At 39.5% G+C, this 26966-nt stretch carries 27 protein-coding genes; all 27 read right to left on the bottom strand.

Annotation, left to right across the window (positions count from 1 at the left end; genetic code table 11):
• Positions 1-3 precede the first annotated feature (3 nt).
• Positions 4-783, bottom strand: a complete 780-nt coding sequence (gene codY, locus SB717_RS09470; protein ID WP_013058882.1) for a GTP-sensing pleiotropic transcriptional regulator CodY — start codon at positions 781-783, stop codon at positions 4-6.
• Positions 784-811: 28 nt separating this feature from the next.
• On the bottom strand, positions 812-2212 hold the full coding sequence (hslU, locus tag SB717_RS09465) for an ATP-dependent protease ATPase subunit HslU (protein WP_057243086.1): 1401 nt from the start codon (positions 2210-2212) through the stop codon (positions 812-814).
• Positions 2213-2228: 16 nt separating this feature from the next.
• Entirely contained in the window at positions 2229-2771 is a 543-nt protein-coding gene (hslV, locus tag SB717_RS09460) for an ATP-dependent protease subunit HslV (protein WP_013058884.1), read from the bottom strand.
• 14 nt (positions 2772-2785) lie between these two features.
• Entirely contained in the window at positions 2786-3688 is a 903-nt protein-coding gene (gene xerC / locus SB717_RS09455) for a tyrosine recombinase XerC (RefSeq protein WP_074677297.1), read from the bottom strand.
• 65 nt (positions 3689-3753) lie between these two features.
• Positions 3754-5058 (bottom strand): FADH(2)-oxidizing methylenetetrahydrofolate--tRNA-(uracil(54)-C(5))-methyltransferase TrmFO, encoded by a 1305-nt coding sequence (gene trmFO / locus SB717_RS09450; protein WP_025750330.1) that lies wholly within the window; start codon positions 5056-5058, stop codon positions 3754-3756.
• A gap of 206 nt (positions 5059-5264) precedes the next feature.
• Positions 5265-7340: a type I DNA topoisomerase gene (gene topA / locus SB717_RS09445; protein WP_028411437.1), complete on the bottom strand. Its 2076-nt coding sequence runs from the start codon at positions 7338-7340 to the stop codon at positions 5265-5267.
• A 154-nt stretch (positions 7341-7494) separates the two neighbouring features.
• The gene (dprA, locus tag SB717_RS09440) at positions 7495-8376 is read right to left on the bottom strand and encodes a DNA-processing protein DprA (RefSeq protein WP_074677299.1); all 882 of its coding nucleotides are present in this window, start codon (positions 8374-8376) and stop codon (positions 7495-7497) included.
• Between the two features lie 63 nt (positions 8377-8439).
• Positions 8440-9342, bottom strand: a complete 903-nt coding sequence (sucD, locus tag SB717_RS09435) for a succinate--CoA ligase subunit alpha (protein ID WP_013058889.1) — start codon at positions 9340-9342, stop codon at positions 8440-8442.
• A gap of 18 nt (positions 9343-9360) precedes the next feature.
• The gene (sucC, locus tag SB717_RS09430; protein ID WP_013058890.1) at positions 9361-10521 is read right to left on the bottom strand and encodes an ADP-forming succinate--CoA ligase subunit beta; all 1161 of its coding nucleotides are present in this window, start codon (positions 10519-10521) and stop codon (positions 9361-9363) included.
• Between the two features lie 369 nt (positions 10522-10890).
• Entirely contained in the window at positions 10891-11658 is a 768-nt protein-coding gene (locus SB717_RS09425; RefSeq protein ID WP_074677301.1) for a ribonuclease HII, read from the bottom strand.
• A gap of 107 nt (positions 11659-11765) precedes the next feature.
• On the bottom strand, positions 11766-12632 hold the full coding sequence (gene ylqF / locus SB717_RS09420) for a ribosome biogenesis GTPase YlqF (RefSeq protein ID WP_025750333.1): 867 nt from the start codon (positions 12630-12632) through the stop codon (positions 11766-11768).
• A gap of 21 nt (positions 12633-12653) precedes the next feature.
• Positions 12654-13205: a signal peptidase I gene (gene lepB, locus SB717_RS09415; protein ID WP_013058893.1), complete on the bottom strand. Its 552-nt coding sequence runs from the start codon at positions 13203-13205 to the stop codon at positions 12654-12656.
• Between the two features lie 181 nt (positions 13206-13386).
• On the bottom strand, positions 13387-13731 hold the full coding sequence (gene rplS, locus SB717_RS09410) for a 50S ribosomal protein L19 (protein WP_013084808.1): 345 nt from the start codon (positions 13729-13731) through the stop codon (positions 13387-13389).
• Between the two features lie 161 nt (positions 13732-13892).
• Positions 13893-14633, bottom strand: coding sequence for a tRNA (guanosine(37)-N1)-methyltransferase TrmD (trmD, locus tag SB717_RS09405; RefSeq protein WP_057243091.1), 741 nt, complete (start codon positions 14631-14633; stop codon positions 13893-13895).
• A complete protein-coding gene (gene rimM, locus SB717_RS09400; protein ID WP_074677305.1) occupies positions 14633-15145 on the bottom strand; it encodes a ribosome maturation factor RimM in 513 nt (170 codons plus the stop codon). The genes trmD and rimM overlap by 1 nt, the downstream gene beginning before the upstream one ends.
• Before the next feature lie 12 nt (positions 15146-15157).
• Positions 15158-15541, bottom strand: coding sequence for a YlqD family protein (locus tag SB717_RS09395; RefSeq protein ID WP_074677965.1), 384 nt, complete (start codon positions 15539-15541; stop codon positions 15158-15160).
• A 151-nt stretch (positions 15542-15692) separates the two neighbouring features.
• A complete protein-coding gene (locus SB717_RS09390) occupies positions 15693-15923 on the bottom strand; it encodes a KH domain-containing protein (protein ID WP_013058898.1) in 231 nt (76 codons plus the stop codon).
• 11 nt (positions 15924-15934) lie between these two features.
• Positions 15935-16207 carry a 30S ribosomal protein S16 gene (gene rpsP / locus SB717_RS09385; protein WP_013058899.1) on the bottom strand — a complete coding sequence of 91 codons (273 nt, stop codon included), beginning with the start codon at positions 16205-16207 and terminating at the stop codon, positions 15935-15937.
• A gap of 136 nt (positions 16208-16343) precedes the next feature.
• On the bottom strand, positions 16344-17687 hold the full coding sequence (gene ffh / locus SB717_RS09380) for a signal recognition particle protein (protein WP_013058900.1): 1344 nt from the start codon (positions 17685-17687) through the stop codon (positions 16344-16346).
• Between the two features lie 12 nt (positions 17688-17699).
• Positions 17700-18032 carry a putative DNA-binding protein gene (locus tag SB717_RS09375; protein ID WP_013058901.1) on the bottom strand — a complete coding sequence of 111 codons (333 nt, stop codon included), beginning with the start codon at positions 18030-18032 and terminating at the stop codon, positions 17700-17702.
• 273 nt (positions 18033-18305) lie between these two features.
• Positions 18306-19304 (bottom strand): signal recognition particle-docking protein FtsY, encoded by a 999-nt coding sequence (gene ftsY, locus SB717_RS09370; protein ID WP_013058902.1) that lies wholly within the window; start codon positions 19302-19304, stop codon positions 18306-18308.
• 25 nt (positions 19305-19329) lie between these two features.
• The gene (smc, locus tag SB717_RS09365) at positions 19330-22890 is read right to left on the bottom strand and encodes a chromosome segregation protein SMC (protein WP_410903608.1); all 3561 of its coding nucleotides are present in this window, start codon (positions 22888-22890) and stop codon (positions 19330-19332) included.
• 77 nt (positions 22891-22967) lie between these two features.
• Positions 22968-23714: a ribonuclease III gene (gene rnc, locus SB717_RS09360; protein WP_045290166.1), complete on the bottom strand. Its 747-nt coding sequence runs from the start codon at positions 23712-23714 to the stop codon at positions 22968-22970.
• 181 nt (positions 23715-23895) lie between these two features.
• The gene (gene acpP, locus SB717_RS09355; RefSeq protein ID WP_013058905.1) at positions 23896-24129 is read right to left on the bottom strand and encodes an acyl carrier protein; all 234 of its coding nucleotides are present in this window, start codon (positions 24127-24129) and stop codon (positions 23896-23898) included.
• Positions 24130-24267: 138 nt separating this feature from the next.
• Positions 24268-25008, bottom strand: coding sequence for a 3-oxoacyl-[acyl-carrier-protein] reductase (gene fabG / locus SB717_RS09350; RefSeq protein ID WP_013058906.1), 741 nt, complete (start codon positions 25006-25008; stop codon positions 24268-24270).
• A 1-nt stretch (position 25009) separates the two neighbouring features.
• A complete protein-coding gene (gene fabD / locus SB717_RS09345) occupies positions 25010-25954 on the bottom strand; it encodes an ACP S-malonyltransferase (RefSeq protein WP_410903607.1) in 945 nt (314 codons plus the stop codon).
• A gap of 3 nt (positions 25955-25957) precedes the next feature.
• A complete protein-coding gene (gene plsX, locus SB717_RS09340) occupies positions 25958-26962 on the bottom strand; it encodes a phosphate acyltransferase PlsX (protein WP_074677313.1) in 1005 nt (334 codons plus the stop codon).
• Positions 26963-26966: the final 4 nt, after the last annotated feature.

The raw sequence follows: 26966 nt of genomic DNA, 5'->3' as shown, positions 1-26966 counted from the left end.
AACTTAGTTAGATTTTAATTTTTCAAGCTCTACTAAGAATTTGTTGTTAAGAACTTTAATGTAAGTTCCTTTCATTCCTAAAGAACGTGATTCGATAACGCCAGCACTTTCTAATTTACGTAGCGCATTTACGATTACTGAACGTGTAATTCCAACGCGGTCAGCAATTTTACTTGCTACTAATAGTCCTTCATTTCCATTTAACTCTTCAAAGATGTGCTCAATAGCTTCTAACTCACTGTATGATAATGAGCTAATGGCCATTTGTACAACAGCTTTGCTACGCGCTTCTTCTTCAATTTCTTCTGCTTTTTCACGAAGAATTTCCATACCAACTACCGTTGCACCGTATTCAGCAAGGATCAAATCATCGTCTTCGAACTGACGGTCTAAACGAGATAGTACAAGCGTACCTAGACGCTCTCCGCCTCCGATAATTGGAACGATCGTTGTTAGTCCTGCATCAAATAAGTCTTTATTTTCAACAGGGAAAGCTGTATATTGACTTTCAATGTTTAAGTTAGAAGATGTTTCTTGAATGTTAAATAGGCTTTGAGTATACTCTTCTGGGAACTGGCGTGCTTCTAACATATCTTTCATACGCGCATTCTCAATTTGCTGTTTAACAGCGATTCCTAATAATTTACCGCGACGGCTTACTACGAATACGTTTGATTCGATCACTTCGCAAAGTGTTTCAGCCATTTCTTTAAAGTTTACTGGTTTACCAGCTGCTTTTTGTAGCATTGCATTAATCTTTCTAGTTTTCCCTAATAAATCCATTAGTACTCTTCCTCCTGCGATTTCAGTTCTATAAAATAAATTGACTCAAATCTTTGTTTTTAGCGATTTTTTCTAATTTTTCTTCCACGTACTGCGGAGTAATCACAATTTTCTCTAATGTTACTTCTGGTGCTTCAAACGATAAATCCTCTAGCAAACGTTCTAAAATCGTATGAAGCCTTCTTGCACCAATATTGTCTGTATCTTGATTTACCTGATATGCAATTTCTGCAATCTTACGTATAGCATCGTCAGAAAATTCAATTTGTATACCTTCAGTTTCCAATAATGCCGCATATTGCTTTAATAACGCATTATCGGGCTCTACTAAAATGTTTATAAAATCTTCAACGGTTAGCTTCGTTAATTCAACGCGAATTGGGAATCGACCTTGCAATTCTGGAATTAAATCCGACGGTTTTGATACATGGAAAGCACCCGCTGCTACAAATAAAACATGATCAGTTTTGACTGCGCCATATTTGGTCACAATCGTTGATCCTTCTACAATTGGTAAAATGTCTCGCTGCACGCCTTCACGTGAAACATCAGCTGAAGATGAATTACCACTTTTCTGAGCAATTTTATCAATTTCGTCAATAAAGATAATTCCGTATTGTTCTGCACGATTCACAGCTTCTTGCGTCACTTCATCCATATCAATCAATTTTTGCGCTTCTTCATTTGTTAATACTTTTCGTGCATCTTTAACAGTAAGTTTGCGCTTTTTTTGTTTCTTAGGCATAAAATTACTTAAGGCATCCTGCATGTTCATGCCCATTTGTTCCATACCCGAACCTTGTAACATATCAAACATAGAAGGCTGTTGCTCTTCTACTTCAATTGTGACATAATGATTTTCAAGCTCTCCTAAAGCAAGCTGATGAGCAATCTGCTTGCGCTTCGTGGCAATATTCGTTTCCTCATCTTGATCAGGATCCGTATCGCTTGACTGTGTACCGTTTGAAAAAATCATTTCAAACGGATTTTTAAACGATTGCTGCTTCTTTTTGCTTGGAACAAGAAGCTCTACTATCCGCTTGTTTGCATTTTCTTCTGCACGATCACGCACGCCGTTCATTTTTTCTTCTTTTACAAGTCGAACTGACGTTTCCACTAAATCACGAACCATTGATTCTACATCGCGTCCTACATAGCCAACTTCCGTAAATTTTGTTGCCTCAACCTTAATAAAAGGTGCACCGACAAGCTTAGCTAAGCGGCGTGCAATCTCGGTTTTACCCACACCTGTAGGACCAATCATTAAAATGTTTTTCGGCACAACTTCATCACGTAAAGATTCGTCTAGCAGACCGCGTCGATAGCGGTTTCGCAGCGCAACAGCGACCGCTTTCTTTGCCTTCGTTTGACCAATAATATACTGATCGAGCTTTTCTACAATTTGTCGAGGTGTTAAATGAGAATTCATAAAAAAATCCCCTTTCCTACAGTTCTTCTACAATAATATGATCATTTGTATAAACACATATCTCACTTGCTACATCTAAAGCTGCTTTTGCAATTTCTTTAGCTGTTAAATGTTCGCCTGCATGTTGTTTTAATGCACGTCCCGCTGATAAAGCATAATTTCCGCCTGATCCAATTGCTAAAATGCCGTCGTCCGGTTCAATAACTTCACCTGTTCCTGATACTAACAGTAAGTTATCTTTGTTCATAACAATAAGCATTGCTTCTAACTTTCGCAATACTTTGTCACTTCTCCATTGTTTAGCAAGCTCAACGGCTGCACGCTGAAGATTTCCGTTATACTCTTCAAGCTTCGTTTCAAATAATTCAAAAAGAGTGAATGCATCAGCTACTGAACCTGCAAAGCCGGCAAGAACTTGCCCTTGAAATAGACGTCTTACTTTTCGAGCAGTATGTTTCATCACAACAGCATTTCCAAACGTTACTTGTCCGTCCCCAGACATGGCACATTGACCGTTATGCTGAACCGCAAAAATCGTAGTAGCATGGAAAGTAGACAAATTAACTCCTCCTTTTATGCGCGAGGATGGTGATTCATATAAACTGCCTTTAAACGATCCTTCGTCACATGTGTGTATATTTGAGTGGTTGATAAATGTTCATGACCTAGCATTTCTTGAACTGTACGTAAATCTGCCCCTTCATTTAACATATGAGTCGCAAAAGTATGCCGCAAAACGTGTGGACTAATATGTATATTCTCAGCGGTTTTCTTTACTAACTGATCAATGACTAAGCGTATGCCTCGGTCTGTCAACGGTGTCCCCTTATAATTTAAAAAGAGCGAATGAGTATCAGAAGGAGCCTTTTTTAAAAGAAGCTTTCTTCCATTATCTATATATACTCTAAGAACGTCCTTGGCATAACAGCCAAATGGCACGTACCGTTGTTTTTTCCCTTTGCCATATACGAGCAAAGTTTGAAGTGAAAAATCTATATCGCTAAGCTTAATAGATGCACATTCACTCACTCGTATTCCGGTGGCATACAGCAATTCTAATAGAGACTGATTACGCTGCCCTAACGGAGTTGTTAAGTCATTCATTTGAAATAATTTCACAATCTCCTCTTCATACAGGAAGCGAGGATTTCGCTCTTCCTTTTTAGGAAGGGTAACGAGCGCAAATGGATTATCTTCTACTAATTCTTCTCTATTTAAGTACCGATAAAACGTTCTCAAACAAGAAATTTTGCGTGACATCGATCTTTTTGAATACTGCTTTTCATATAGGCGTGTTAAAAACAACCTTGCATCAGCATATGTAACACTTTGTAGGTTTTGTATTTGCTCTTCCTGCATAAAAGACATGAAGATACCTATGTCTTTTTCATAGCAGTCAACTGTATATTTTGAATAATTTTTCTCAATTTGTAAATATTCTAGAAAGGAATTTAATACATCTTTAACAAATTCCAATGTTATCACCTCACAAGGGCTACTAAATATTATCACAATTAAGTAGCCCTTGCAAACAATTTTGATTATTTTGTTGTAAAATTCTGAATAGTTTCCAATGCTCGTTTAGCAAGCGTTTCATTTCGTTCTTGTTTGTTTTTGATTCGCACTTCCAATTCTTTGAATAAGCCAAAGTTGGCATTCATCGGCTGGAAGTTTTTAGCGCTTGTATGAGTGATATAGTGAGCCATACTGCCAATCGCCGTTTCCTGCGGCAATACAACCAATTCTTCACCAAGCACAAGTCGAGCTGCGTTCATTCCTGCCATTAATCCGCTCGCAGCTGATTCTACATATCCTTCTACTCCCGTCATTTGTCCAGCAAAGAATAAGTCATCACGCTCACGATATTGATACGTAGGCTTTAACAATTTAGGAGAATTAATAAACGTATTTCTATGCATAACTCCGTAGCGCACTACTTCTGCATTTTCTAAACCTGGGATTAAGCTTAATACTTCTTTTTGTGCTCCCCATTTTAAATGTGTCTGGAAACCTACGATATTATATAGTGTACCTGCTGCATCATCTTGACGAAGCTGAACAACTGCATAAGGTCGCTTTCCAGTTTTCGGATCTTCTAACCCAACTGGTTTCATTGGTCCAAAGAGCATTGTTTTTTCTCCGCGTGAAGCCATTACTTCAATTGGCATACATCCCTCAAAATAAATTTCTTTCTCAAATTCTTTTAAAGGAACTGTCTCTGCATTGATTAATGCTTCATGAAAACGCTGGAATTCTTCTTTTGTCATCGGACAGTTTAAATAGGCAGCTTCCCCTTTATCATAGCGAGATTTAAGATATACTTTATCCATATCAATGCTGTCTTTTTCAATAATAGGTGCAGCCGCATCGTAAAAATATAAATAATCTTCACTTGTTAACGCGCGCAGCTGTTCCGATAAATCTTTTGACGTTAACGGACCTGTTGCAATAACAGTTGGTCCCTGCGGAATTTCCGTAATCTCTTCATTAACAACCGTTACGTTTGGATGGTTTTTAACGCTTTCCGTCACACGAGCGGCAAATTCGTGACGGTCAACAGCCAATGCTCCACCTGCTGGAACCGCACACTCGTCTGCTGAACGAATAATTACAGAGTCTAATAATCGCATTTCTTCTTTTAAAACACCAACTGCATTTGTTAGTGTATTCGCACGCAGTGAATTACTACATACTAATTCAGCAAATTTGTCCGTATGATGAGCAGGTGTTTGCTTCACTGGTCTCATCTCATAAAGACGGACTTTCAAACCGCGCTTTGCGATTTGCCAAGCTGCTTCACTTCCAGCAAGACCTGCTCCGATAACATTAATTACTTGTTCATTCATTGTAAATCCTCCAACTTCATTTCTATCTTTTCTATCATTTTCCTTATTCATTCAATTGTCTTTTCTTTTTTTAACGGGACAAAGAAAATGCGACATTACTCAATGTCGCTAATAACGTTTCCATTTTAGCACATGAAGCAATGTCGCCGCATCTTATATAACTGCTATTTTTAAATTTAAAGTGTGGGAATTCATCCCATTCTCTTTTACTGCTGAGCTTCCTCTTTATAATCACAACTTGTACAGACAACTTGAGTTCCTTTTTTCTGTTTCTTCTCCACAAGCAGATTTTCACATTTCGGACATTTTCTTGCAATCGGCTTATCCCAAGATACGAAGTCACAGCCCGGGAATCGATCACAGCCATAAAATGTGCGCTTTTTCTTCGATTTTCGCTCAACGATATTTCCTTCTTCACATTTCGGACACTTTACGCCAATCTCTTTTACAATTGGCTTTGTGTTGCGGCAGTCAGGGAAATTAGAGCATGCCATAAATTTTCCATAGCGTCCCATTTTGTATACCATAGGTGAACCGCATTCTTCACAATCTTCTCCGGCAGGTTCATCTTTAATCTCCACTTCGCGCATTTCTTTTTCAGCATGTTCTAAGCGTTTTTCAAAATCACTGTAAAATTCGTCAATAACACGCACCCATTGAACATTACCATCTTCCACTTCATCCAAATCGTTTTCCATTTTAGCTGTAAACTCTACATCTAAAATTTCCGGGAAAAACTCCAATACAAGCTCTAGTACAATTTCTCCAAGTTCTGTTGGAACAAAACGCTTGTTATCAAGCGCTACGTATCCGCGCTTTTGAATCGTATCAAGTGTTGGAGCATATGTAGACGGTCGGCCAATGCCTAGCTCTTCTAATGTCTTGACTAAACGAGCTTCTGTATATCTTGGCGGCGGCTGTGTGAAGTGCTGCTTTTCATCGATGTCCTTAGAATACGCTACTTCTCCTTCTTCTAAGTCTGGAAGAAGATTTTCTTTTTCCTCCACTTGATCATCATTGCCTTCAACATACACTTTCATAAAGCCTGGAAATTTAACTTTTGAGCCGTTCGCTCTAAATGTTACGTCTCCATTTTTCAAATCTACAGCCATTGTATCCATAATTGCAGGTGCCATTTGACTAGCAACGAAGCGCTCCCATACTAACTTATACAGTCGATACTGATCACGCGATAAGAACTCTTTTACCTCTCCTGGTTTACGAAGAGCTGAAGTTGGTCGAATCGCTTCGTGGGCATCTTGCGCATTTGAATTCTTCTTTTCTTTACGCTTTTCCGTTGCCACAAACTGATTTCCGTACGCGTTCGTAATGTAATCTCTAGCTTCTGTTTGAGCTGTTTCTGAAATACGAGTAGAATCGGTACGCATATACGTGATAAGACCTACTGTACCTTCTTTTCCTAAATCAATTCCTTCATATAATTGCTGCGCAATCATCATTGTTTTTTTCGCTCGGAAGTTCAGTTTCCGCGCTGCCTCTTGCTGTAATGAAGACGTGGTAAAAGAAGGAGCCGCATTACGCTTTCGCTCACGTTTTGTTACTTTAGAAATTGAAAATTCATTTCCATCTAATTGTTTGACAATGTTGGTTACATCATCTTCATTTGATAGCTCTACTTTTTTTCCTTGATATTCGATTAACTGGCCTTCAAATTGGTCGTTTCCTTTTTGAAAGGTTGCTTTTACCGTCCAGTATTCTTCTGGGATAAACTTTGCAATTTCTTTTTCACGATCAATAATTAACCGCACTGCAATTGATTGAACCCTTCCGGCACTTAATCCTTTTTTCACTTTTTTCCACAGCAATGGACTGATGTTGTAGCCAACCAGCCTGTCAAGAATACGGCGTGCTTGTTGAGCATCTACTAAATCCATATTAATTGCTCGTGGATGTTTAAAAGATTCTTTAATCGCTTCTTTTGTAATCTCGTTAAATACTACGCGGCAGTCCGATGCAATGTCTACATCCAAACTGTGCGCCAAATGCCATGCAATCGCTTCTCCTTCACGGTCTGGATCGGCTGCTAGGTAAATCTTTTTTGCTTTTTTAGCCGCTGTTTTTAGTTCTTTTAAAACCGGGCCTTTCCCGCGAATTGTAATATATTTCGGATTGTAATCTTGTTCAATATCAATTCCCATTTGACTTTTAGGTAAATCGCGAACATGTCCCATCGATGCTTTTACTTTATATTTCTTTCCTAAATAACGTTCAATTGTTTTAGCCTTTGCAGGCGATTCTACAATTACTAGGTAGTCAGACATCTATTTGTTCCTCCTCAAGAGGTAGAATAAAATCTTCATTATTATTAAATATTTGGTTCTTGTTTGTCAAATGTCAAAAAGATAAGTCATACGATTTTCCTACGTATCTCACTAGTATTTCATACCATGCAAGAATATGACTACTTTGAAACATTCATCTTATATACATCATTTCATCTGTAATATCAGCAGCGCTTTGCACAAGTTTTGCCCCTAATTGGATTAACTTATTCGTTCCACATGATGTTTCTTCAAAAATAGAACCCGGTATGGCAAATACTTCTCTTCCTTGCTGAAGCGCCTGGTCGGCGGTAATAAAAGATCCACTTCTTTCTTTTGCTTGCACCACCAGCGTGCCTCCTGTTAATCCGCTAATGATTCTGTTTCTGCGAGGGAAAAACCATTTCGTCGGCTTCATAAACGGGGCATATTCAGAAAGCAGCAAATGATGCTGCGCAATTTGTCTTGCTAAATTTTGGTTTCCTCTTGGGTAAATATTATAAAACCCTCCGCCTAAAACTGCAATCGTTTTAGCTTTTTCAGCGATAGCCAGTTCATGAGCAGCCTGGTCAATTCCTAAGGCTAGTCCACTTACAACAACAAATTCTTCATGTAGCATCGGCTTTACAATATGAGTCAGAGCTGCAGTTCCATAGGAAGTGGGATTTCTTGTTCCTACAACGCTCAAGCTTGCCGAAGCGTGTAGAAGAGACAAGTTTCCTCTTGCAAATAATACCCAAGGCGGATCATAAATATGGCGCAAAAGTTCAGGATATTCATCATCTAGGATGGTGACACATTGAATATTCTCAGCGTCATATTTATCTAGAATATCTCGTATTGGAATAGTTTGCAAATCTTTTTTTATTTGATTAGCACGTTCAATCGAGAGAGTCAATAGTTTTTGAAGCTGTGATGGAGAGTACTCGTAGAGATTTTGTAATGAAGAATTCTGTTGAAGTAGCGTAAAAATTTGTTTCCAATTAACAGATGGACAATGTGCTAAATGAATTAATTTTTCCCGTAAACCAGACATTCTACAATCTCCTTTTTAAATGGACAAAATAGCCCCCGGTCAAAGGAGGCTATATGTCTTCTATTAATGAGTCTTACACTGCTCGTAAATGCCTTGTTCTTTTAACACTTTAATAAGTGTTTCTCCCATAACAGATGGTGTTTCAGCTACTTGGATACCGCACTCATTCATTGTTTTAATTTTTTCAGACGCTGTCCCTTTACCACCTGAAATAATCGCACCAGCATGGCCCATACGTTTTCCTGGAGGCGCTGTTTGACCGCCAATGAAGCCGACAACAGGTTTTGTCATATTTGCTTTTACCCATTCTGCCGCTTCTTCTTCTGCCGTACCACCGATTTCCCCAATCATAATTACTGCATACGTATCTTCATCTTCATTAAACGCTTTTAATACATCGATAAAGTTCGTGCCATTCACCGGGTCACCGCCGATACCAACAGCTGTTGATTGGCCAATGCCAGCTTCAGAAAGTTGATGAACAGCTTCATATGTTAATGTACCAGAACGAGAAACTACACCTACATGACCTTTTTTGTGAATGTACCCTGGCATAATTCCAATTTTACATTCTTCCGGTGTAATAACACCTGGGCAGTTAGGTCCTACAAGGCGGGTACGTTTTCCTTCCATATAACGCTTTACTTTTACCATATCTAATACTGGAATACCTTCCGTAATACAAATAACTAAATCTAAATCTGCGTCAACTGCTTCAATAATGGAGTCAGCTGCGAATGCTGGTGGAACATATACAACAGAAGCCGTTGCGCCTGTTTTTTCTTTTGCCTCGGCAACCGTATTAAATACCGGAACACCTTCTACTTCTAAGCCGCCTTTACCTGGCGTTACGCCGCCAACAATTTTTGTTCCATATTCTAACATTTGCTGTGTATGAAAAAGGCCAACTCCGCCTGTAATTCCTTGTACAATTACTTTTGTATCTTGATTAATAAATACGCTCATTCCTATCCCCCAGCCTTTCTATTTCACTAGTGAAACGATTTTTTGTGCGCCGTCTGCCATAGATTCAGCAGCTGTGATATTTAAGCCTGATTTTTGTAAAATTTCTTTTCCAAGTTCAACGTTTGTTCCTTCTAAGCGAACAACTAATGGAAGGCTTAATCCAACTTGTTTCGTTGCTTCAACAACACCTGTTGCAATAACATCACATTTCATAATCCCGCCGAAAATATTAACGAAAATACCTTTTACATTTTGGTCAGATAAAATAATTTTGAATGCTTCTGTTACTTTTTCAGCAGTTGCGCCGCCCCCAACATCTAGGAAGTTAGCAGGGTCGCCTCCGTAATGCTTAATAATATCCATCGTTGCCATCGCTAAACCTGCACCGTTTACCATACAACCGATGTTACCGTCTAGTGAAATGTAGCTTAAGTCGTATTTAGATGCTTCAATTTCTTTAGCATCTTCCTCTTCAAGGTCACGATATTCAAGAATATCTTTTTGGCGATACAGCGCATTTGAATCAAAGTTTAACTTCGCATCCAATGCCATAACGTCTCCGTCACCTGTTACAACTAGAGGGTTAATCTCTGCAATTGAGCAGTCTTTTTCAACAAATACTGTATATAAACCTGTCATGAATTTAACTGCTTTTCCAACTAATTCTTTTGGAATATTAATATTAAATGCAAGTCTGCGAGCTTGGAATGCTTGTAAACCAATCGCAGGATCTACATATTCTTTAAAGATTTTTTCAGGCGTTTTTTCCGCCACTTCTTCAATTTCAGTTCCACCTTCTTCAGAACCCATCAGTACAACTTGAGACGTTGCACGATCAAGAACTAAACCGATGTAGTATTCTTTCTTAATATCGCATCCCTCTTCAACTAACAAGCGCTTAACTTCTTTTCCTTCAGGGCCTGTTTGGTGCGTTACGAGGGTCTTTCCTAAAATATCTTGTGCATATGTACGAACTTCATCTAAGTTTTTTGCTACTTTGACACCGCCCGCTTTACCGCGTCCACCAGCATGGATTTGTGCTTTCACCACTGATACTTGTGAACCTAATTCCTTTGCTGCTTCAACTGCTTCTTCAACAGTAAAAGCTACTCGACCGTTTGGTACTGCAACCCCATATTTTCTGAGTAGTTCTTTTCCTTGATACTCATGGATATTCATTTCCCATCCTCCTAACATAATCAACCACAAAACTATACTGCACAAAATAGACTGCGCTTTCATTGTATAAAAATAATTGTCTAATTGTCTACTATTCTAGTGAAAAATATTGAAATAATAAGAAAATTGATATTTTTATGGAGATAGTACTTAACCATACCTTATGAAGATGGTGAGACTCTGCGGACGTTAAACGTGTGGTTGACTGTGTAAATCAACCTTCATAACTAAAGCAAGCGGAGAAAAAAAGAATTTACGAACTTTTCCCGCTCCAATATCTCCGCTTACATAGCGCTATATTCTTTTTAAGCCTAGAATCCCGCATTGAAACATGCGCTAAAAAGCAGAGATATGCTCGGGTATCATGTTCTATTTCACTTGTTTTTTTATCGGTGCAAAAGATCGGCGATGTTCTGGCAAAATTCCATATTGTTCGATTGCTTCTAAATGTTGTTTTGTTCCATATCCCATATGTTTTTCGAATCCGTATGCAGGATAGCGTTCACCAAGTTCTTTCATCATTCGATCTCGCGTCACTTTTGCAATAACAGAGCTTGCAGCAATCGAAATGCTTGTAGCATCGCCTTTGATGATTGACTGCTGCGAAATAGGCACCGGCAGCTTCATCGCATCAATGAGCAGTTCATCAGGCTGAACAGCCAGCAGTTCAATGGCTTCAGTCATTGCCTTTTTTGTTGCTTCATAAATATTAATAGAATCAATGACCTCTGCGCCTATAATACCTATACCGATAGCGACAGCGCTTTTACAAATTTCTTCATAAAATTCTTCTCGCTTTGCCTCTGATAACTTCTTTGAATCCGTCAAACCAGGGAGAAAAAAATCCGGAGGCAAAATAACAGCAGCAGCTACTACCGGTCCTGCTAACGGTCCTCTTCCTACTTCATCTACTCCGGCAATATAGGTTGCTCCTTGATTGTATAGTTCGTTTTCATATGCCATCATTTCATCAAACTGTTTCTTCAAACGCTCAGCGGCTTCAAATTGCCTTTGTTTTTGAATAATAACCTGCTGCACACCTTTACGCTCATCTTGTGCATATGCCTTAAATAAAGCATCTTCCGGGCTTCTCACTTGCTTTAGTTCTTCTTTTATCTCCTTAATACTTTTTTTCATTAGCTCCACCTTCTTTATATCAACATTTTCACACGGCACCTTTACATAAAAAACGCCTCATGCTAAAAAGGCAGAGGCGTTTTTTGTTTCAGTTCGCAATGTATTGCTTACAGCTGCTGTTCAGCTTCACTTGGATCATCAAATGTAAAGGTGCCAATTTTATCCGTTCGAATTTCTCGAAGAACAAGCTCAGCCGTTTTATCGTAATCCACCATGCCGCCACCCATTAAACAGCCGCGGCGCGACCCAATTGCATCAAAAAGCTCTACAATGTCTTCAGGGATTTCATTTAAATCATAACGCTGCTTTAATTGTTCTGGATAATGGCTAGTTAAGAAGCGCAGTGCATAAACAGCGACATCTTGCATATTTAAAATGGTATCTTTGATAGCACCCGTTGTCGCAAGCTTATATCCAACTGTTTCATCTTCAAACTTAGGCCACAAAATACCTGGCGTATCAAGCAGCTCCAGCTCATTTCCTACCTTAATCCACTGCTGTGCCTGCGTCACGCCTGGACGGTCTCCCGTCTTGGCGATTTTTTTGCTGGCAAGGCGATTAATCAGCGTTGATTTACCGACATTAGGAATCCCTACAATCATCGCACGAATAGCGCGGGGTTTTTTAACCCCTTTTGCGCGCATACGGTCAAACTTCTCTTGAAGAAGTTCTTTGGAAGACGAAACAATTTGTTTCATTCCTTTACCTGCTTGTGCGTCAATAGCTAAGGCATAAATACCTTGTTCTTTATAATAATCTAACCACTGCTGAGTAACGCGCGGATCCGCTTTGTCCACTTTATTCAGCAATACGATTCTCGGCTTGTTCACAATAATCTCATCAATCATCGGATTTCGCGATGATTGCGGAATGCGTGCATCAACCAGTTCGTATACAATATCAATCAATTTTAGCTTTTCAGTTACTTGTCTTCTGGCCTTGGCCATATGACCAGGAAACCATTGAATTGTCATATTTTACTCACCTTTTATATTTTACTTTGCAAAACGCGCTTCTTTAATCGGCCAGTATACAGCGCTCGTTTTACCAAGCACCTTGTCCATGCTCACAAAGCCAATCTGACGGCTGTCTTTACTGTAGCGTCGATTGTCTCCCATCACGAACAAATAGCCTTCTGGCACGGTCTTTTTACCCGTTACGTCTTCTAGTTTAAAATCTTCGGTTAAATTACCGTCAATCACTTCTTTTTTATACTGATCTAAATAGGGCTCTTTATAAGCTTTTCCATTTACATACAGCGTATCATTTCGATACTCAATATGATCACCCGGCAGTCCGATAATACGTTTTATGTAATCTTTTTCCGCTGTAGCATGAAAAACAATAATATCAAAGCGATCAGGATCACCAATCTTATAGGAGAACTTATTTACAATCATTCGATTTTGATCATGCAGCGTAGGCATCATAGAAAGTCCATCTACTACAATCGGGGCAAACAAAAAATAGCGAATTACAACAGCTAACAGTACGGCAATGGCGATTGCTTTTATCCATTCCCACAGTTCATTTTTCTTTCGAGCCATCTTCAGTCCTCCAACTCTTATGTCATACCTTTATTTTAAACGATAATGTTTGAAACGCCTAATAAATAAAATAGAATAAAAAAATGATGACTTGTACGTCTATTTTTTCCTGTCAGAGAACGAATCGTTCTAAAAAAACATTTGAAAAAAGGAGCTTGTATGAACAAGCTCCCCTTTACTATTATCGAATTTCTTTAATACGCGCAGCTTTACCACGTAATTCACGTAGGTAATAAAGTTTCGCACGGCGTACTTTACCGCGGCGCATTACTTCGATTTTTGCAATTTTTGGCGTATGAAGTGGGAATGTACGCTCTACACCTACACCGTAAGAAATCTTACGTACTGTAAATGTTTCGCTGATACCACCGCCACGACGCTTAATAACAACACCTTCAAATACCTGAACACGTTCACGAGTACCCTCAACGATATTTACGTGTACACGTACAGTATCACCAGGACGGAACGTAGGAAGATCTGTTTTTAATTGTTCTTTTGTAATCTCTTCGATTAATTTTTGCATCGCGTGTTTCAACTCCTTCCAACAGACGCTCATACCAATGCTTTTCAATCATTGCAGCGGAACATCGTTATAGGTGACCAGACATCTGCCCAAGCCACAAAATCTATCTTAGCACACTCTTATACCGTATGCAACAGAGTTTATGCATAAATTTTATGGATTTATGAAAGCTGGTTTTCTTCTTTTAATTGAGCTACTAGTTTCTTTTGCTCTTCTGTTAGCTCCATTTTTTCAAGCATATCCGGTCTTCGAAGCAACGTGCGCTTTAAAGACTCTTTTTGGCGCCACTGTTCAATTTTTTTATGATTTCCTGACATAAGTACTTCAGGAACTGTTAAGCCTCTAAAATCAGCAGGACGCGTATAGTGAGGGTGCTCTAGTAAACCTGTACTGTGTGAGTCTTGTACAGCTGAATGATTATTGCCGAGCACATCAGGAAGCAGGCGAACAACGCTATCGATCACAACCATTGCACCAAGCTCTCCTCCAGTTAATACATAGTCACCAATTGAAATCTCATCAGTTACCAGCTGCTCACGAATTCGTTCATCATATCCTTCGTAATGACCGCAAATAAAAATTAAATGCTCTTCTGCTGCTAGCTCTTCTGCTTTTGCCTGCGTATAGCGTTCTCCTTGCGGACAAAGCAAAATCACCCGGGGCTTCTTAGCTGTTTCAGTCAGCTTCTCTACAGCGTCAAAAATAGGCTGAGGTGTCAATACCATTCCAGCACCTCCGCCGTAAGGATAATCGTCCACATTTTGATGTTTGTTCGTAGAATATTCTCGGAAATTAACCACATTCAGTTCAACCGCATTTTTTTCCTGTGCTTTTTTTAAAATTGATTCACCAAAAACACCGTCAAACATAGAAGGAAATAGCGATAGTACATCAATTTTCATTAGTCCAATAACCCTTCCATTACTGTAATAACAATCTCTTTTTCATCTATATCAATAGATTGTACAACGTCGTCGATGTAAGGAATAAGAACTTCTTTTCCGCCTTTTTTAACGACCCACACATCATTAGCTCCCGGCGTTAAAATTTCTTTTACCGTTCCTACCTCTACTCCGTCTTCTGTTTTTACCGTACAGCCAATAATTTCGTGGAAATAGAATTCACCATCTTCTAAATCCGTTAGCTGATCCTCAGGAATTTTCACTTCGCAGTTTTTATACTGCTCAACATCATTTACGTTATGATAGCCTTCCAATGTAAGCAGATCAAAATTTTTATGCCTGCGATGGCTTGCTACCGTTACTTCTACCGGCTCGCTTTGCTTTTCTTTGAAGATATAAAGTTTATTTCCTTTTTCATAGCGCTCATCAGCAAAATCCGTAGTTGATACAATACGAACTTCTCCTTTTACACCATGGGTATTCACAATTTTTCCAACCTTAAACCATTTCATGCTTCTTCACCTCTATCTAATCTCAACAACTTTGCTATCTTTTATAATAATTGTTTTACTTTCTTTTATCTTTTCCCAATCATCGCCGATTTTTACCTCTACTAAGGCATCCAGTTCCGTTTCAACAAGTTCGCTCCCTAAAGGAAGCTTTTCTAATTGCGTCAGCTGAAAGTTCAACACTTCAATTTTTTCAAGGCGAGCGGATTTTTCTTTTTCAAATTGACTATGTAATAAAGAAGAACCTTTATTGGCTTTTTCCATGTGCTTTAACTGAAATTTTAGCTGTTCCATTTCCTTTTCAAGCGCCTGCTTGCGGTGTATAAAACGATTTTCAAGATCTTGTTTGCTTGCTTCAGTTAACACTTGTTTCACAACCACTTTTTGAATAATGTTCAAAACGTTCCCTCCGCCCTCAAGATAGTGACCTTGTGCTTTTTGCATGCATATTGAAATAGCTGCTTCTTGCTCGCAAAAGACTTACTATGATTAAAACGTTCATCTTATCATAACATAAAAAAAGGGCGAGGTTATCCCTCTCCCTTTTTGATTACTCTTGAATTTTCACATACACTTTTTTACCTTGCTGTGATGCTGCTGCATTCACAACAGTTCGAATCGCTTTTGCAACGCGGCCTTGTTTGCCGATTACTTTGCCGACATCTTCTTGGTGAACAGTAAGGATGTACGTCACTTGACGTTCATCTTCTTGTTCCTCCACTTTAACATCAGCTGGATAATCAACAAGCGGCTTTACAATTGTTTCGATTAGTGATGTCATCTCGAGTGAAATTATTTTCCTAATTTAGCATTATGGAATTTTTCCATGATGCCTTCGTTAGAGAAAAGGTTACGAACTGTATCAGATGGTTTAGCACCATTTTGTAACCATTTAAGAGCTAGCTCTTCATCAATTTTAACTTCAGCTGGTTGAACTACAGGATTGTAAGTTCCAACTACTTCGATGTAACGTCCATCACGTGGTGAACGAGAGTCTGCTGCTACGATACGATAGAAAGGAGATTTTTTAGCTCCCATACGTTTTAAACGAATTTTTACTGCCATTTTATAAAGCACCTCCGAATATGTTTCAACAAGATAATATAATATCAAATAGATAAAATGTTTGTAAAGGTTTTTTTCTTAACACTAGAAAAATATTTTATTTTCTTTAGTTTTTCAGTCCAAATTAAGCGTTTTATCATGAAAAGAATGGAAGTTTCATACCCTTTTTCTTACCTTTTGACATATTTGTCATTTGTTTCATCATTTTTTTCATGTCTTCAAATTGTTTAAGCAAACGGTTGACTTCTTGTACAGAACGTCCGCTTCCTTTTGCAATACGCTTTCTTCGACTTGCATTAATGATTTCAGGGTTTGTTTTTTCCGCTTTCGTCATAGAACGAATGATTGCTTCTACATGATTAATTTGCTTTTCATCAACCTGCAGGTTTTTGAGCCCCTTTACTTTATTGGCGCCCGGAAGCATACCAATTAGCTCATCAAGCGGTCCCATTTGACGCACCTGAGCAAGTTGATCTAAAAAGTCATCAAATGTAAATGACTGCGTGCGCAGCTTAGCTTCAAGCTCTTTTGCTTTTTCAGCATCTACATTTGCCTGAGCCTTTTCGATAAGCGTCAGCACATCACCCATACCTAAGATACGGGAAGCCATACGCTCTGGATGGAATGCTTCAATAGCATCCATCTTTTCTCCAAGACCGACAAACTTAATTGGTGTATCAGTTACTGCACGAATAGAAAGCGCTGCACCACCGCGCGTATCGCCGTCTAGTTTCGTTAATACAACTCCAGTTAATCCTAATTGCTTATTAAAGCTATCCGCAACATTTACTGCATCTTGACCCGTCATCGCATCGACAACAAGGAAAATTTCGTCTGGGTTAGAAAGCTCTTTGATCTGTTCTAACTCCTCCATTAGATTTTCATCAACATGCAAACGTCCCGCTGTATCAATTAATACATAATCGTGATGCTCTTCTTTCGCATGAGCAATAGCTTGTTTCGCAATCTCCACAGGACTTACTTGATCACCTAATGAAAAAACAGACATGCTAAGCTGTTTCCCTAGTGTTTCAAGCTGTTTAATAGCTGCCGGACGATAAATATCTGCTGCTACAAGCAATGGATTACGGTTATATTTTTTACGTAATAAATTGGCAAGTTTACCAGTTGTTGTTGTTTTACCTGCACCTTGAAGTCCAACCATCATAATTACAGTTGGAGCTTTTGGAGCTACTGCAATCTTGCTTTGCTCTCCGCCCATAAGTGCAGTTAATTCTTCTTGTACAACCTTAATAACTTGCTGTCCAGGCGTTAAGCTCTTAAGAACGTCTTGACCTACAGCACGTTCGCTTACGCGCTTAACAAAGTCTTTTACTACTTTAAAGTTTACATCGGCTTCTAAAAGGGCAAGTCTAACTTCACGCATCATTTCTTTAACATCAGCTTCGTTAACTTTTCCTTTTCCTTTTAACTTTTGCAGTGTGCTTTGCAAACGGTCGGCTAATCCTTCAAATGCCATATGCGCCGCCCCCTAATCTAATTTCTCGAGCGAATCAAGAAGAGAAGAAAGCTTACTGTTCTTGTTTAAATCGGCTGCAAGTTCGTCTTTCAGTTGTTGAACAATTGATTGACGCTCTTGAAACCGTTGAAATAACAATAGCTTTTCCTCATATTGTTCAAGCATTTGCTCTGTACGTTTTATATTATCATAAACTGCTTGACGACTCACATCAAATTCTTCCGCTATTTCACCGAGGGAATAATCATCCAAGTAATAAAGTGACATATAACTTCTTTGTTTGGGCGTCAACAGCGCCTGATAGAAGTCAAATAAGTAATTCATTCTTGTTGTTTTCTCGAGCATATGCACGCTCTTTTCAACCATCTGACCGCCCCCTTGTTAAGTGAAAAGCCTTTACATGTTATTAGTTTAACTAGGCTAGGTTTGAATGTCAAGTTTTTTCCTTAACACCTCACATTTTCCCACTTAAAAGAGATGGTAACATAACTAAATTGCTTCAGTTTAAAGACGAATAAATATGAGAACTGCGTCCACCCTACCAATGAAAAAATCCGAACGATTAATCGTTCGGATCTTTCTTCAACTTAGATACTTTTATCCCAGTCTCTTTTGAGCTTATGCCTCTTTTTCTGTTTCTTCTTCTACAGCATTGGCAAATAATCCATAGATATATTGCTCTGTGTCAAACGGCTGAAGGTCGTCTACTTTTTCTCCAAGTCCAACGAATTTAACAGGAAGCTTCAGTTCGTTTCGAATGGCAAGAACAATTCCGCCTTTAGCCGTACCGTCTAGTTTTGTTAACACAATTCCCGTCACGTTCGTTGCTTCTGAGAATGTTTTAGCCTGACTTAAAGCGTTTTGACCCGTCGTCGCATCAAGCACCAGGAGTACTTCATGAGGAGCACCAGGAATTTCTCGCTCAATAACACGCTTTACTTTCTCTAATTCTTTCATTAAATTCACTTTGTTTTGAAGGCGCCCTGCTGTATCACATAATAAAACATCTGCTTTTCGAGCCTTGGCTGACTGAACAGCGTCATACATGACAGCGGCAGGATCAGAGCCTGCAGATTGCTTAATAACATCAACACCAACGCGTTCTCCCCATACTTCTAACTGCTCAATCGCACCGGCACGAAACGTATCTCCTGCCGCCATTACGACTTTTTTGCCTTCTTGTTTGAATTTATGCGCAATCTTCCCAATTGTTGTTGTTTTTCCAACGCCGTTTACCCCTACAAACAAAATCACCGTTAAATCATTTTGCTGCATATTCAATTCACCAATCTGCTCTTCACCAGATTCATAAATATCAATTAATTTCTCAGAGATGACAGCCTGTACATCTTGAGGGTCCTTGATATTACGGCGTTTCACTTCCGATTTCAAGTCATCAATTAGATCCAACACGGTAGCCACACCGACGTCAGCGCTAATTAAAATTTCTTCTAATTCCTCAAAAAACTCTTCGTCTACTTGACGATAGCGAGACACTAGATCATTGACGCGTTCTGAAAAAGAATTGCGCGTTTTGGATAGTCCATCTTTAAATTTTTGTGTAACAGAATCGGTTTGCATTGTAATTTTTTCTTTTAGTTTCTTAAAAAAGCTCATTCGTACCACCCTTTCATTCTATGAGTTAAACATATTGCTTTGATTCTTCTAAACGAACAGAGACTAATTTCGATACGCCAGATTCTTGCATTGTCACACCGTACAGTACATCAGCTTCTTCCATTGTACCTTTTCGGTGAGTAATAACAATGAACTGCGTTTGATTACTAAATTTGCGTAAATACGTAGCAAAGCGATGAACGTTTGCTTCATCAAGCGCCGCTTCCACCTCATCTAGCACACAAAATGGCACTGGACGTACTTTCAAAATAGAAAACAGGAGGGCAATGGCCGTTAACGAACGCTCGCCGCCTGACAGCAACCCTAGATTCTGCAGTTTTTTCCCAGGAGGCTGGGCAACAATTTCCACCCCTGTATTTAATAAATCTTTCGGATCCGTTAATTTCAAATCCGCTTTTCCTCCTCCGAATAGGGAAGAGAACACTGTACCAAATTCATTGCGGATACGAGTGAACGTATCAGAAAAACGTTTCTTCATTTCCTCGTCCATTTCTTCAATCACTTGATACAGGGTATTTTTCGCTTCGTCGAGGTCCGCTCGCTGCGTATTTAAAAATTCATAGCGCTCTGAAACGCGTTCGTATTGTTCAATAGAACCTAAGTTTACGGTTCCTAATTCATCAATTGCCAGCTTAATGAGCTTGATTTTTTTCCTTGCTTCTTGAATATCCAATGTTAAAGGATACTTTTCTTTTGCTGCTTCAAAGCTAATTTCGTACTCTTCTGTCAGCTGCTGCAGACGGCTGTCTAGCTCTACGTCAATTCGATTGATTTTGACTTCTTCATCTTTTAAAGCATCCGTAATTTGTTTGTACTGACGCTGCAGCTCTTTTACAATTCTCTCTTCGTCTTCAAGTTTATTCTGAGCTTTCAAGCGCTCTGATCTGCAGTCATCCATTAATTGTAACGTTTCTGTCTTTTCTTTTATTCGCTCATGCGCCGCCTCTTCAAGCTGAAGCTCACCCGAGTCGTTGCTCGTGATTTCACTTGTTAAAAGAGAAAGATCATCTGTAGCTTCGGACAAACGCTGAATGGTTTGATCAAGCTCAAAGCACACTCTTTCATATTTTTCTTGCTGATTTGTGAGGAACTGTTCTTTTTTCGCAAGAAGCACTTTTACTTCTGTAAGCTCATGTTGAACCGTTTCTTTAGACGTTTGCTGCGTATGCTTGCGTGCAGCTAACTCTTCAATGTTTTTCTCTAATACATTTGCCTGCTGCTGGTTTCCCTGCAAACTCGTATGCAGCTCATCAATTCGAGCGGACAAGTTTGTTTGATCTTGTCTAAAGCTAGCAATATCATGATCATACATGGTTAAGCGGTCATTCACTGCTTTTTCTTCGATGTCAATTTGCTTTACTTCTCGGTCAGATTCCTGCTCTTTTTCTTTCAAGCGTTCCACAAATGCCTGCTGTTTATTAATTTCCTGTTGAAGCTCTTCAATCTGTGACTTTTTATCTTTCACATCTTGCTCGAGCACAAGCGTCTTTTGTTCCATCTCTTCTATTTTTGCCGTAATGGCTTCCACTTCACGCTGACGGCCTAACAAAGAGTTGGACTTTTGCTTCATGGAACCGCCTGTCATCGAACCGCCGGGGTTGACGACATCTCCTTTAACGGTCACAAAACGATAGCGGTGCTGCACCAGACGGGCAAGTTCATTCGCACCTTTTAAATCATTGACAACAATAACGGTGCCAAGCAAATTTTTAATAACTCGGTCGTAGGTAGCTTCGTATTTAATAAGAGATGAAGCGATTCCTACATACGCTTCGTGACTCTCTAGCATAGAAATGGTTTGAGCCGGAACATAACGGTCTTTTACAGACGTCAGTGGTAAAAATGTAGCTCTTCCGTAACCGTTTTGTTTCAAAAAGCCAATTGCCTGACGTGCACTTTGTTCGTCTTGAACAACGATATGCTGAGCTGCTCCTCCAAGCGCAATTTCAAGCCCTGTTTCATACTCTTTTGGAACATTGATTAACTCAGCAATGGCGCCTTTGATACCTGCAAGCTTCTCATCACGCGCTTTTAATACTTCTTTTACACCGTGAAAATAACCTTCATAGTCTTCTTGCATCTCTTCAAGCATTTCTTTTCGTGATTTTGTCTGCTGCACGTACTGATACGCTTGATAAAGCGTAGACTCTTGTTTACGATAGGCTTGCCTCAATGACTCAAGCTTCTCTCCTTGCTGCTTATACACTTGTATAGCCTGCTGAAGCTCTTGACGAAACTGAGCAAGCCTTTTGATCGCCGCTTCTTTTCGCTGCGTTAATTCACGGCGCTGTTCTACGTATTGCTCGTTGGATTTTGTTAAACGCTGCTCTTTTTCAAACGTTTGCATTTTTTGCTGCTCTAAAAATGAAATTTCATTTCGAGCGGATGTTTGAGCGTTCGCTAATTCAAAATACTCGCTTTTCATCTGTTCAAGTTTTTCTTCTAAATTCTCACTGTACTGCCTGAACAACTGCTCCTGCTCAGTAAGCTTTAGACGTATCTCTTGCACTTCTTTTTGAGACTGCTCAAGATCTTTTCCTTCGTTATCTTTTGCTTTACTTAATTCTTGATGCTTATGAGTATACTCTTTTACTAAACGCTCCAGCTGCTCTTTATTTTGAGAAGCATTTTTCTTGCGCTCTTTTAATACTTCTTTTTTGCCTTCTAGCTTTTCCACTTCTTCACTTACATATAATAGTTTTTTATGTAAAGAGTCTAGTTGTTCATCGATTTGCTGAATATGCAAACGAAGAGTCTGGATTTCTCCTTCACGCGTGCGAATATTCGTCGCGAGAGACTCTTCAAGCTGCTCGTGCTGAGCCATTTCAGCTTTTAATTTTTCCCATTTCTGATGAAGATCTTCAACTTCAAATACCGTAACAGCCACATCAATGTGTTCTAATTCTTCTTTTTTCTGCAAATAATCTTTTGCAATAGACGATTGAATCTGTAAAGGCTCTAACTGACCTTCAATTTCATGAAGAATATCTACCACTCGATTTAAATTTTCTTGCGTTTCGAGAAGTCGAAGCTCCGCTTTTCGTTTACGCGTTTTGTATTTTAATACACCTGCTGCTTCTTCAAAGATTTTACGGCGCTCGTCAGATTTACTGCTTAGTACTTCTTCTACTTTTCCTTGACTGATAATCGAAAAAGCTTCTCTTCCAAGTCCTGAGTCCATAAATAAATCGACAATATCTTTTAAACGGCACGGCTGGTTGTTAATAAAAAATTCACTGTCTCCTGAGCGGTACACGCGCCTTGTAATACTAACTTCATGATAATCAAGCGGGAGAAACTGGTCATCATTTTCCAAAGTCAGCGTTACGTCAGCCACGTTTACCGCACGGCGTGATTCGCTTCCTGCAAAAATAATGTCCTCCATTTTCCCTCCACGAAGCGATTTGGCTGACTGTTCTCCAAGCACCCAGCGTATAGCATCCGTAATGTTGCTTTTTCCGCTTCCATTCGGTCCTACTACCGCCGTTACACCTGGCACAAAATCTATCGATACTTTTTCTGCAAACGATTTGAACCCTGCAATATCTAATCGTTTGAGGAACATAGAAATCCCCCCTCACACATGTAATCTTTTCATAGCAAATCCCCCTTTATAACGAATACGTTAAGAGGGGGATCATTTTATTTCGTTTGACTTGCTCTAATTTTCGTAATAGCTACTTGAGCTGCTTTTTGCTCTGCTTCTTTTTTCGAACGGCCTACACCAATGCCGAGCTCTTCACCATTTAACGATACGCGAGATAAGAATTCGCGATTATGCGCTGGACCTTTTTCTTGCAAAACTTTGTATTCTAACTGTCCAACTCCATCACGCTGAATCACTTCTTGAAGCTGGCTTTTGAAATCCATCACATGAGAAAAAGCACCTTCATTAATTTTTGGAAAGACAACTTTTTTTAGAATCGTTACTACCGTATCAAGCCCTTGGTCTAAATAAAGAGCTCCGATAAATGCTTCAAACACATCGGCCAGTAAAGCCGGTCTAGATCGGCCGCCTGTCATCTCTTCACCTTTTCCAAGTAACACTAGTTTACCAAAATCCATTTCATTTGCAAAAGTAACAAGCGACGGTTCACACACAACTGCTGCACGAAGCTTCGTTAACTCACCTTCACTCATCGTTGGATACTTTTTAAATAAAAACTGTGATACGGTTAGCTCTAATACGGCATCTCCTAAAAACTCAAGGCGCTCGTTGTCCTCATACGGTCTTCTGCGATGCTCATTCACATAGGATGAATGTGTAAATGCTTGAAAAAGAAGCGCTTCATTTGTAAACTGAATACCAATTTCCTTTTGAAACTCTGCAAAATTTTGCTTGAATTTCACGTTCATCTTTCGATCTCGATTTGAATATTGTTTAGGCATAAAATACCTCCGCTTACCTGCTTCAATTGTTTCGTAGTTTTTTCCTAACATCTCTCATTATAAAACGAGGTATCCTAAAAGATACACTACCTTTTCAAAAAAAAGAGGTCTTTTTTTGAAAATCTTAAAAAGAAGAGAAAGCCCCGCTGTTTAACGGGGCTTTTCATACATATACTACAGATTAAATTTGGCTCTGTATGTAATTAACTGCATCTCCTACAGTTGAAATTTTTTCAGCTTCTTCGTCAGAAATTTCGATATCGAATTCCTCTTCAAGCTCCATTACAAATTCAACTACGTCTAGAGAGTCAGCACCTAAGTCTTCTTTGAAACTAGATTCTAGTTTCACTTCACTTTTGTCTACACCAAGACGATCAACAATGATTGTTGTTACGCGTTCTAGTACCTCTGCCATTGTTCTTCACCTCCCCTCAAGTCATTATAGATGATTTCCATCTAAAATACTATGGTTGAATAATAAAGTTTATCGGTCGCCTAGTAAACGTCCCTTTGTACTTTATCACCAAATTACACTTTTCGTAAAGTGTCTTTTTTACATCACCATTCCGCCGTCAACGTGAATCGTTTGACCCGTAATATAACGGCTTGCATCTGATGCTAAAAACGCAACTGCGTTCGCAACATCCTCTGGCTGGCCGAAGCTTGCAAGAGGAATTTGCTTTAACATTTCCGCCTGCACTTCTTCATTCAATTTATCCGTCATGTCTGTTGCAATGAAACCAGGAGCAACTGCATTCACTGTAATATTGCGGCTTGCTAATTCTTTGGCAGTTGTTTTTGTTAAACCAATCACACCTGATTTTGCTGCTACATAATTTGCTTGTCCAGCATTACCGCTGACGCCGACAATTGATGAAATATTAATGATGCGTCCCGCGCGCTGCTTCATCATTTGACGAGTAACCGCTTTTGTACACAAAAATACGCCTTTTAAGTTTGTATTAATAACATCATCCCATTCATCTTCTTTCATACGCATAAGAAGATTATCACGTGTGATGCCCGCATTGTTCACTAAAATATCTACTGAACCGAATGTAGAAATCGCTTCTTTTATCATCGCTTGTACAGAATCACTTTCTGCCACATTTGCTTGTACAGCAATTGCATCCGTTCCTAATCCTTTAATTTCATCCACAACTTCAAGAGCTTTCGCTTCGCTGCCAGAATAGTTTACAACTACTTTAGCACCAAGCTTTCCCAGCTCAATTGCAACGGCACGACCAATTCCGCGAGAAGCGCCTGTTACAACCGCAACTTTCCCTTGTAACATGTTATTCTCCCCCTTTTAGTGCGTCAATCGTTGATTTTAATGATGTAAGATCATTAACAGCATAAACAGCCGCACGGCGATTTACTTTTTTCACAAGACCTGATAATACTTTTCCTGGTCCAATTTCAACAAATGTATCTACACCTTCTGCAAGAAGCGTCTCAACTGTTTCTTCCCATCTCACTGGCGAATAAAGTTGTTCCACTAGCTTGTTTTGAATATCTTGACTGTCAGTAACCGGCTTTGCTGTTACATTTGCTATGACTGGAACTTTCGCATCGCTAAAGCCCACTGTTTCTAGCGTATCACGTAATTTTTCAGCAGCTGGCTTCATTAAACTAGAGTGGAACGGACCGCTTACCACTAGAGGAATCACGCGTTTTGCACCTTTTTCTTTGGCAAGAGCTCCTGCTTTTTCTACGCCATTTACCGTACCTGAAATAACAATTTGACCCGGACAGTTAATATTTGCAAGCTGAACAGCGTCGCCTTCACTTGTAATTTGAGCGGTAACGGCTTCTAGATCTTCCGCTGACATGCCAAGCACCGCTGACATTGTACCTTGACCTGCTGGTACAGCTTCGTCCATATAGCGACCTCTTTTGTGAACAGCAACAACAGCATCTTTAAACGATAAAACCTCAGCAGCTACAAGCGCACTGTATTCTCCTAGACTGTGACCCGCAACAAAGTCGGGTGTAATTCCGCTCGTTTTAAATGCTTCAAGCAGCATTATACTCGTTGTTAAAAGAGCAGGTTGAGCGTGATAAGTTAAAGTCAATTCTTCTTGAGGCCCTTCAAAAATAATGTTTGAAAGACTGAACCCTAAAGCTTCATCAGCTGTATGAATCAGCTTTTTCGCTTCCTCTGTTCCATCATATAAATCTTTTCCCATACCAACAGTTTGTGACCCTTGGCCTGGAAAGATAAAAGCAATTTTCCCCATTTCTTATCTCTCCTTTTCTTCATTAGCAGTTTGTTCGATTGCTTTTTGAATAGTGGAGGACACATTGTTTTCCACCATATTCACAGCTTGCTTAATCGCGCTAAATACTGCATTCGCATCCGACGAACCGTGCGCTTTGATAACAGGCGCATGCAATCCAAACAGCCCTGCTCCTCCATATTCACTGTAATCCATTTTCGCTTTTAAACCCTGCAGTTGAGGCTTTAGCACCGCTGCAGCTAACTTACTTTTTAACGTGCTCATTAATTCTTGTTTAATCATTGAAAACAAGGAAAGCGCCGTTCCCTCAATGCTCTTAAGAGTCATATTCCCTGTAAAACCATCTGTTACAACCACATCCGCTACGCCATTTAGCAAATCACGGGATTCCACGTTGCCTACAAAATTGAGATCAGCGTTTTTTAATAGCTGAAAAGCTTGCTTTGTTAAATCATTTCCTTTTTTATCCTCAGTTCCAATGTTCAGCAGTCCCACTCTAGGAGCTTGAATGCCGCGTACTTTTTCGGCATACACAGACCCCATCACAGCGTACTGGAGCAAATGTTCAGGCTTGGCATCAACGTTTGCACCAACGTCTAGCATTAAAAAGCCTTTTCCATCTAGTGTCGGAAGCGTCGGAGCAAGTGCTGGACGTTCAATGCCTTTGATGCGACCTACAATAAAAAGTCCCGCTGTCATTAACGCACCTGTATTCCCTGCTGAAATACAAGCATCAGCACGACCTTCGGCTACTTCATTTGCCATTAATACCATAGATGCTTGTTTTTTACGGCGCACAGCTCGCACTGGCTCATCAGTTGCATTAATGGTTTCTTCTGTATGAATAATCGAAATACGATCTGAATTCGTTAAATACTTCTTTATTTCTGATTCGTTTCCAATTAACGTAATATGTAATTCTTTAAATTGAGCAGTAGCTTTTTCTACACCTTCAATAATGGCTTTCGGTGCATGATCTCCGCCCATTGCATCAATAGCTAGTTTCATGTTG

It is taken from the genome of Priestia sp. SIMBA_032, assembly GCF_046535215.1.
Taxonomy (GTDB): domain Bacteria; phylum Bacillota; class Bacilli; order Bacillales; family Bacillaceae_H; genus Priestia; species Priestia aryabhattai.
Note: the sequence above shows the minus strand (reverse complement) of the source record. Positions and strands in the feature narration are given on the sequence as shown.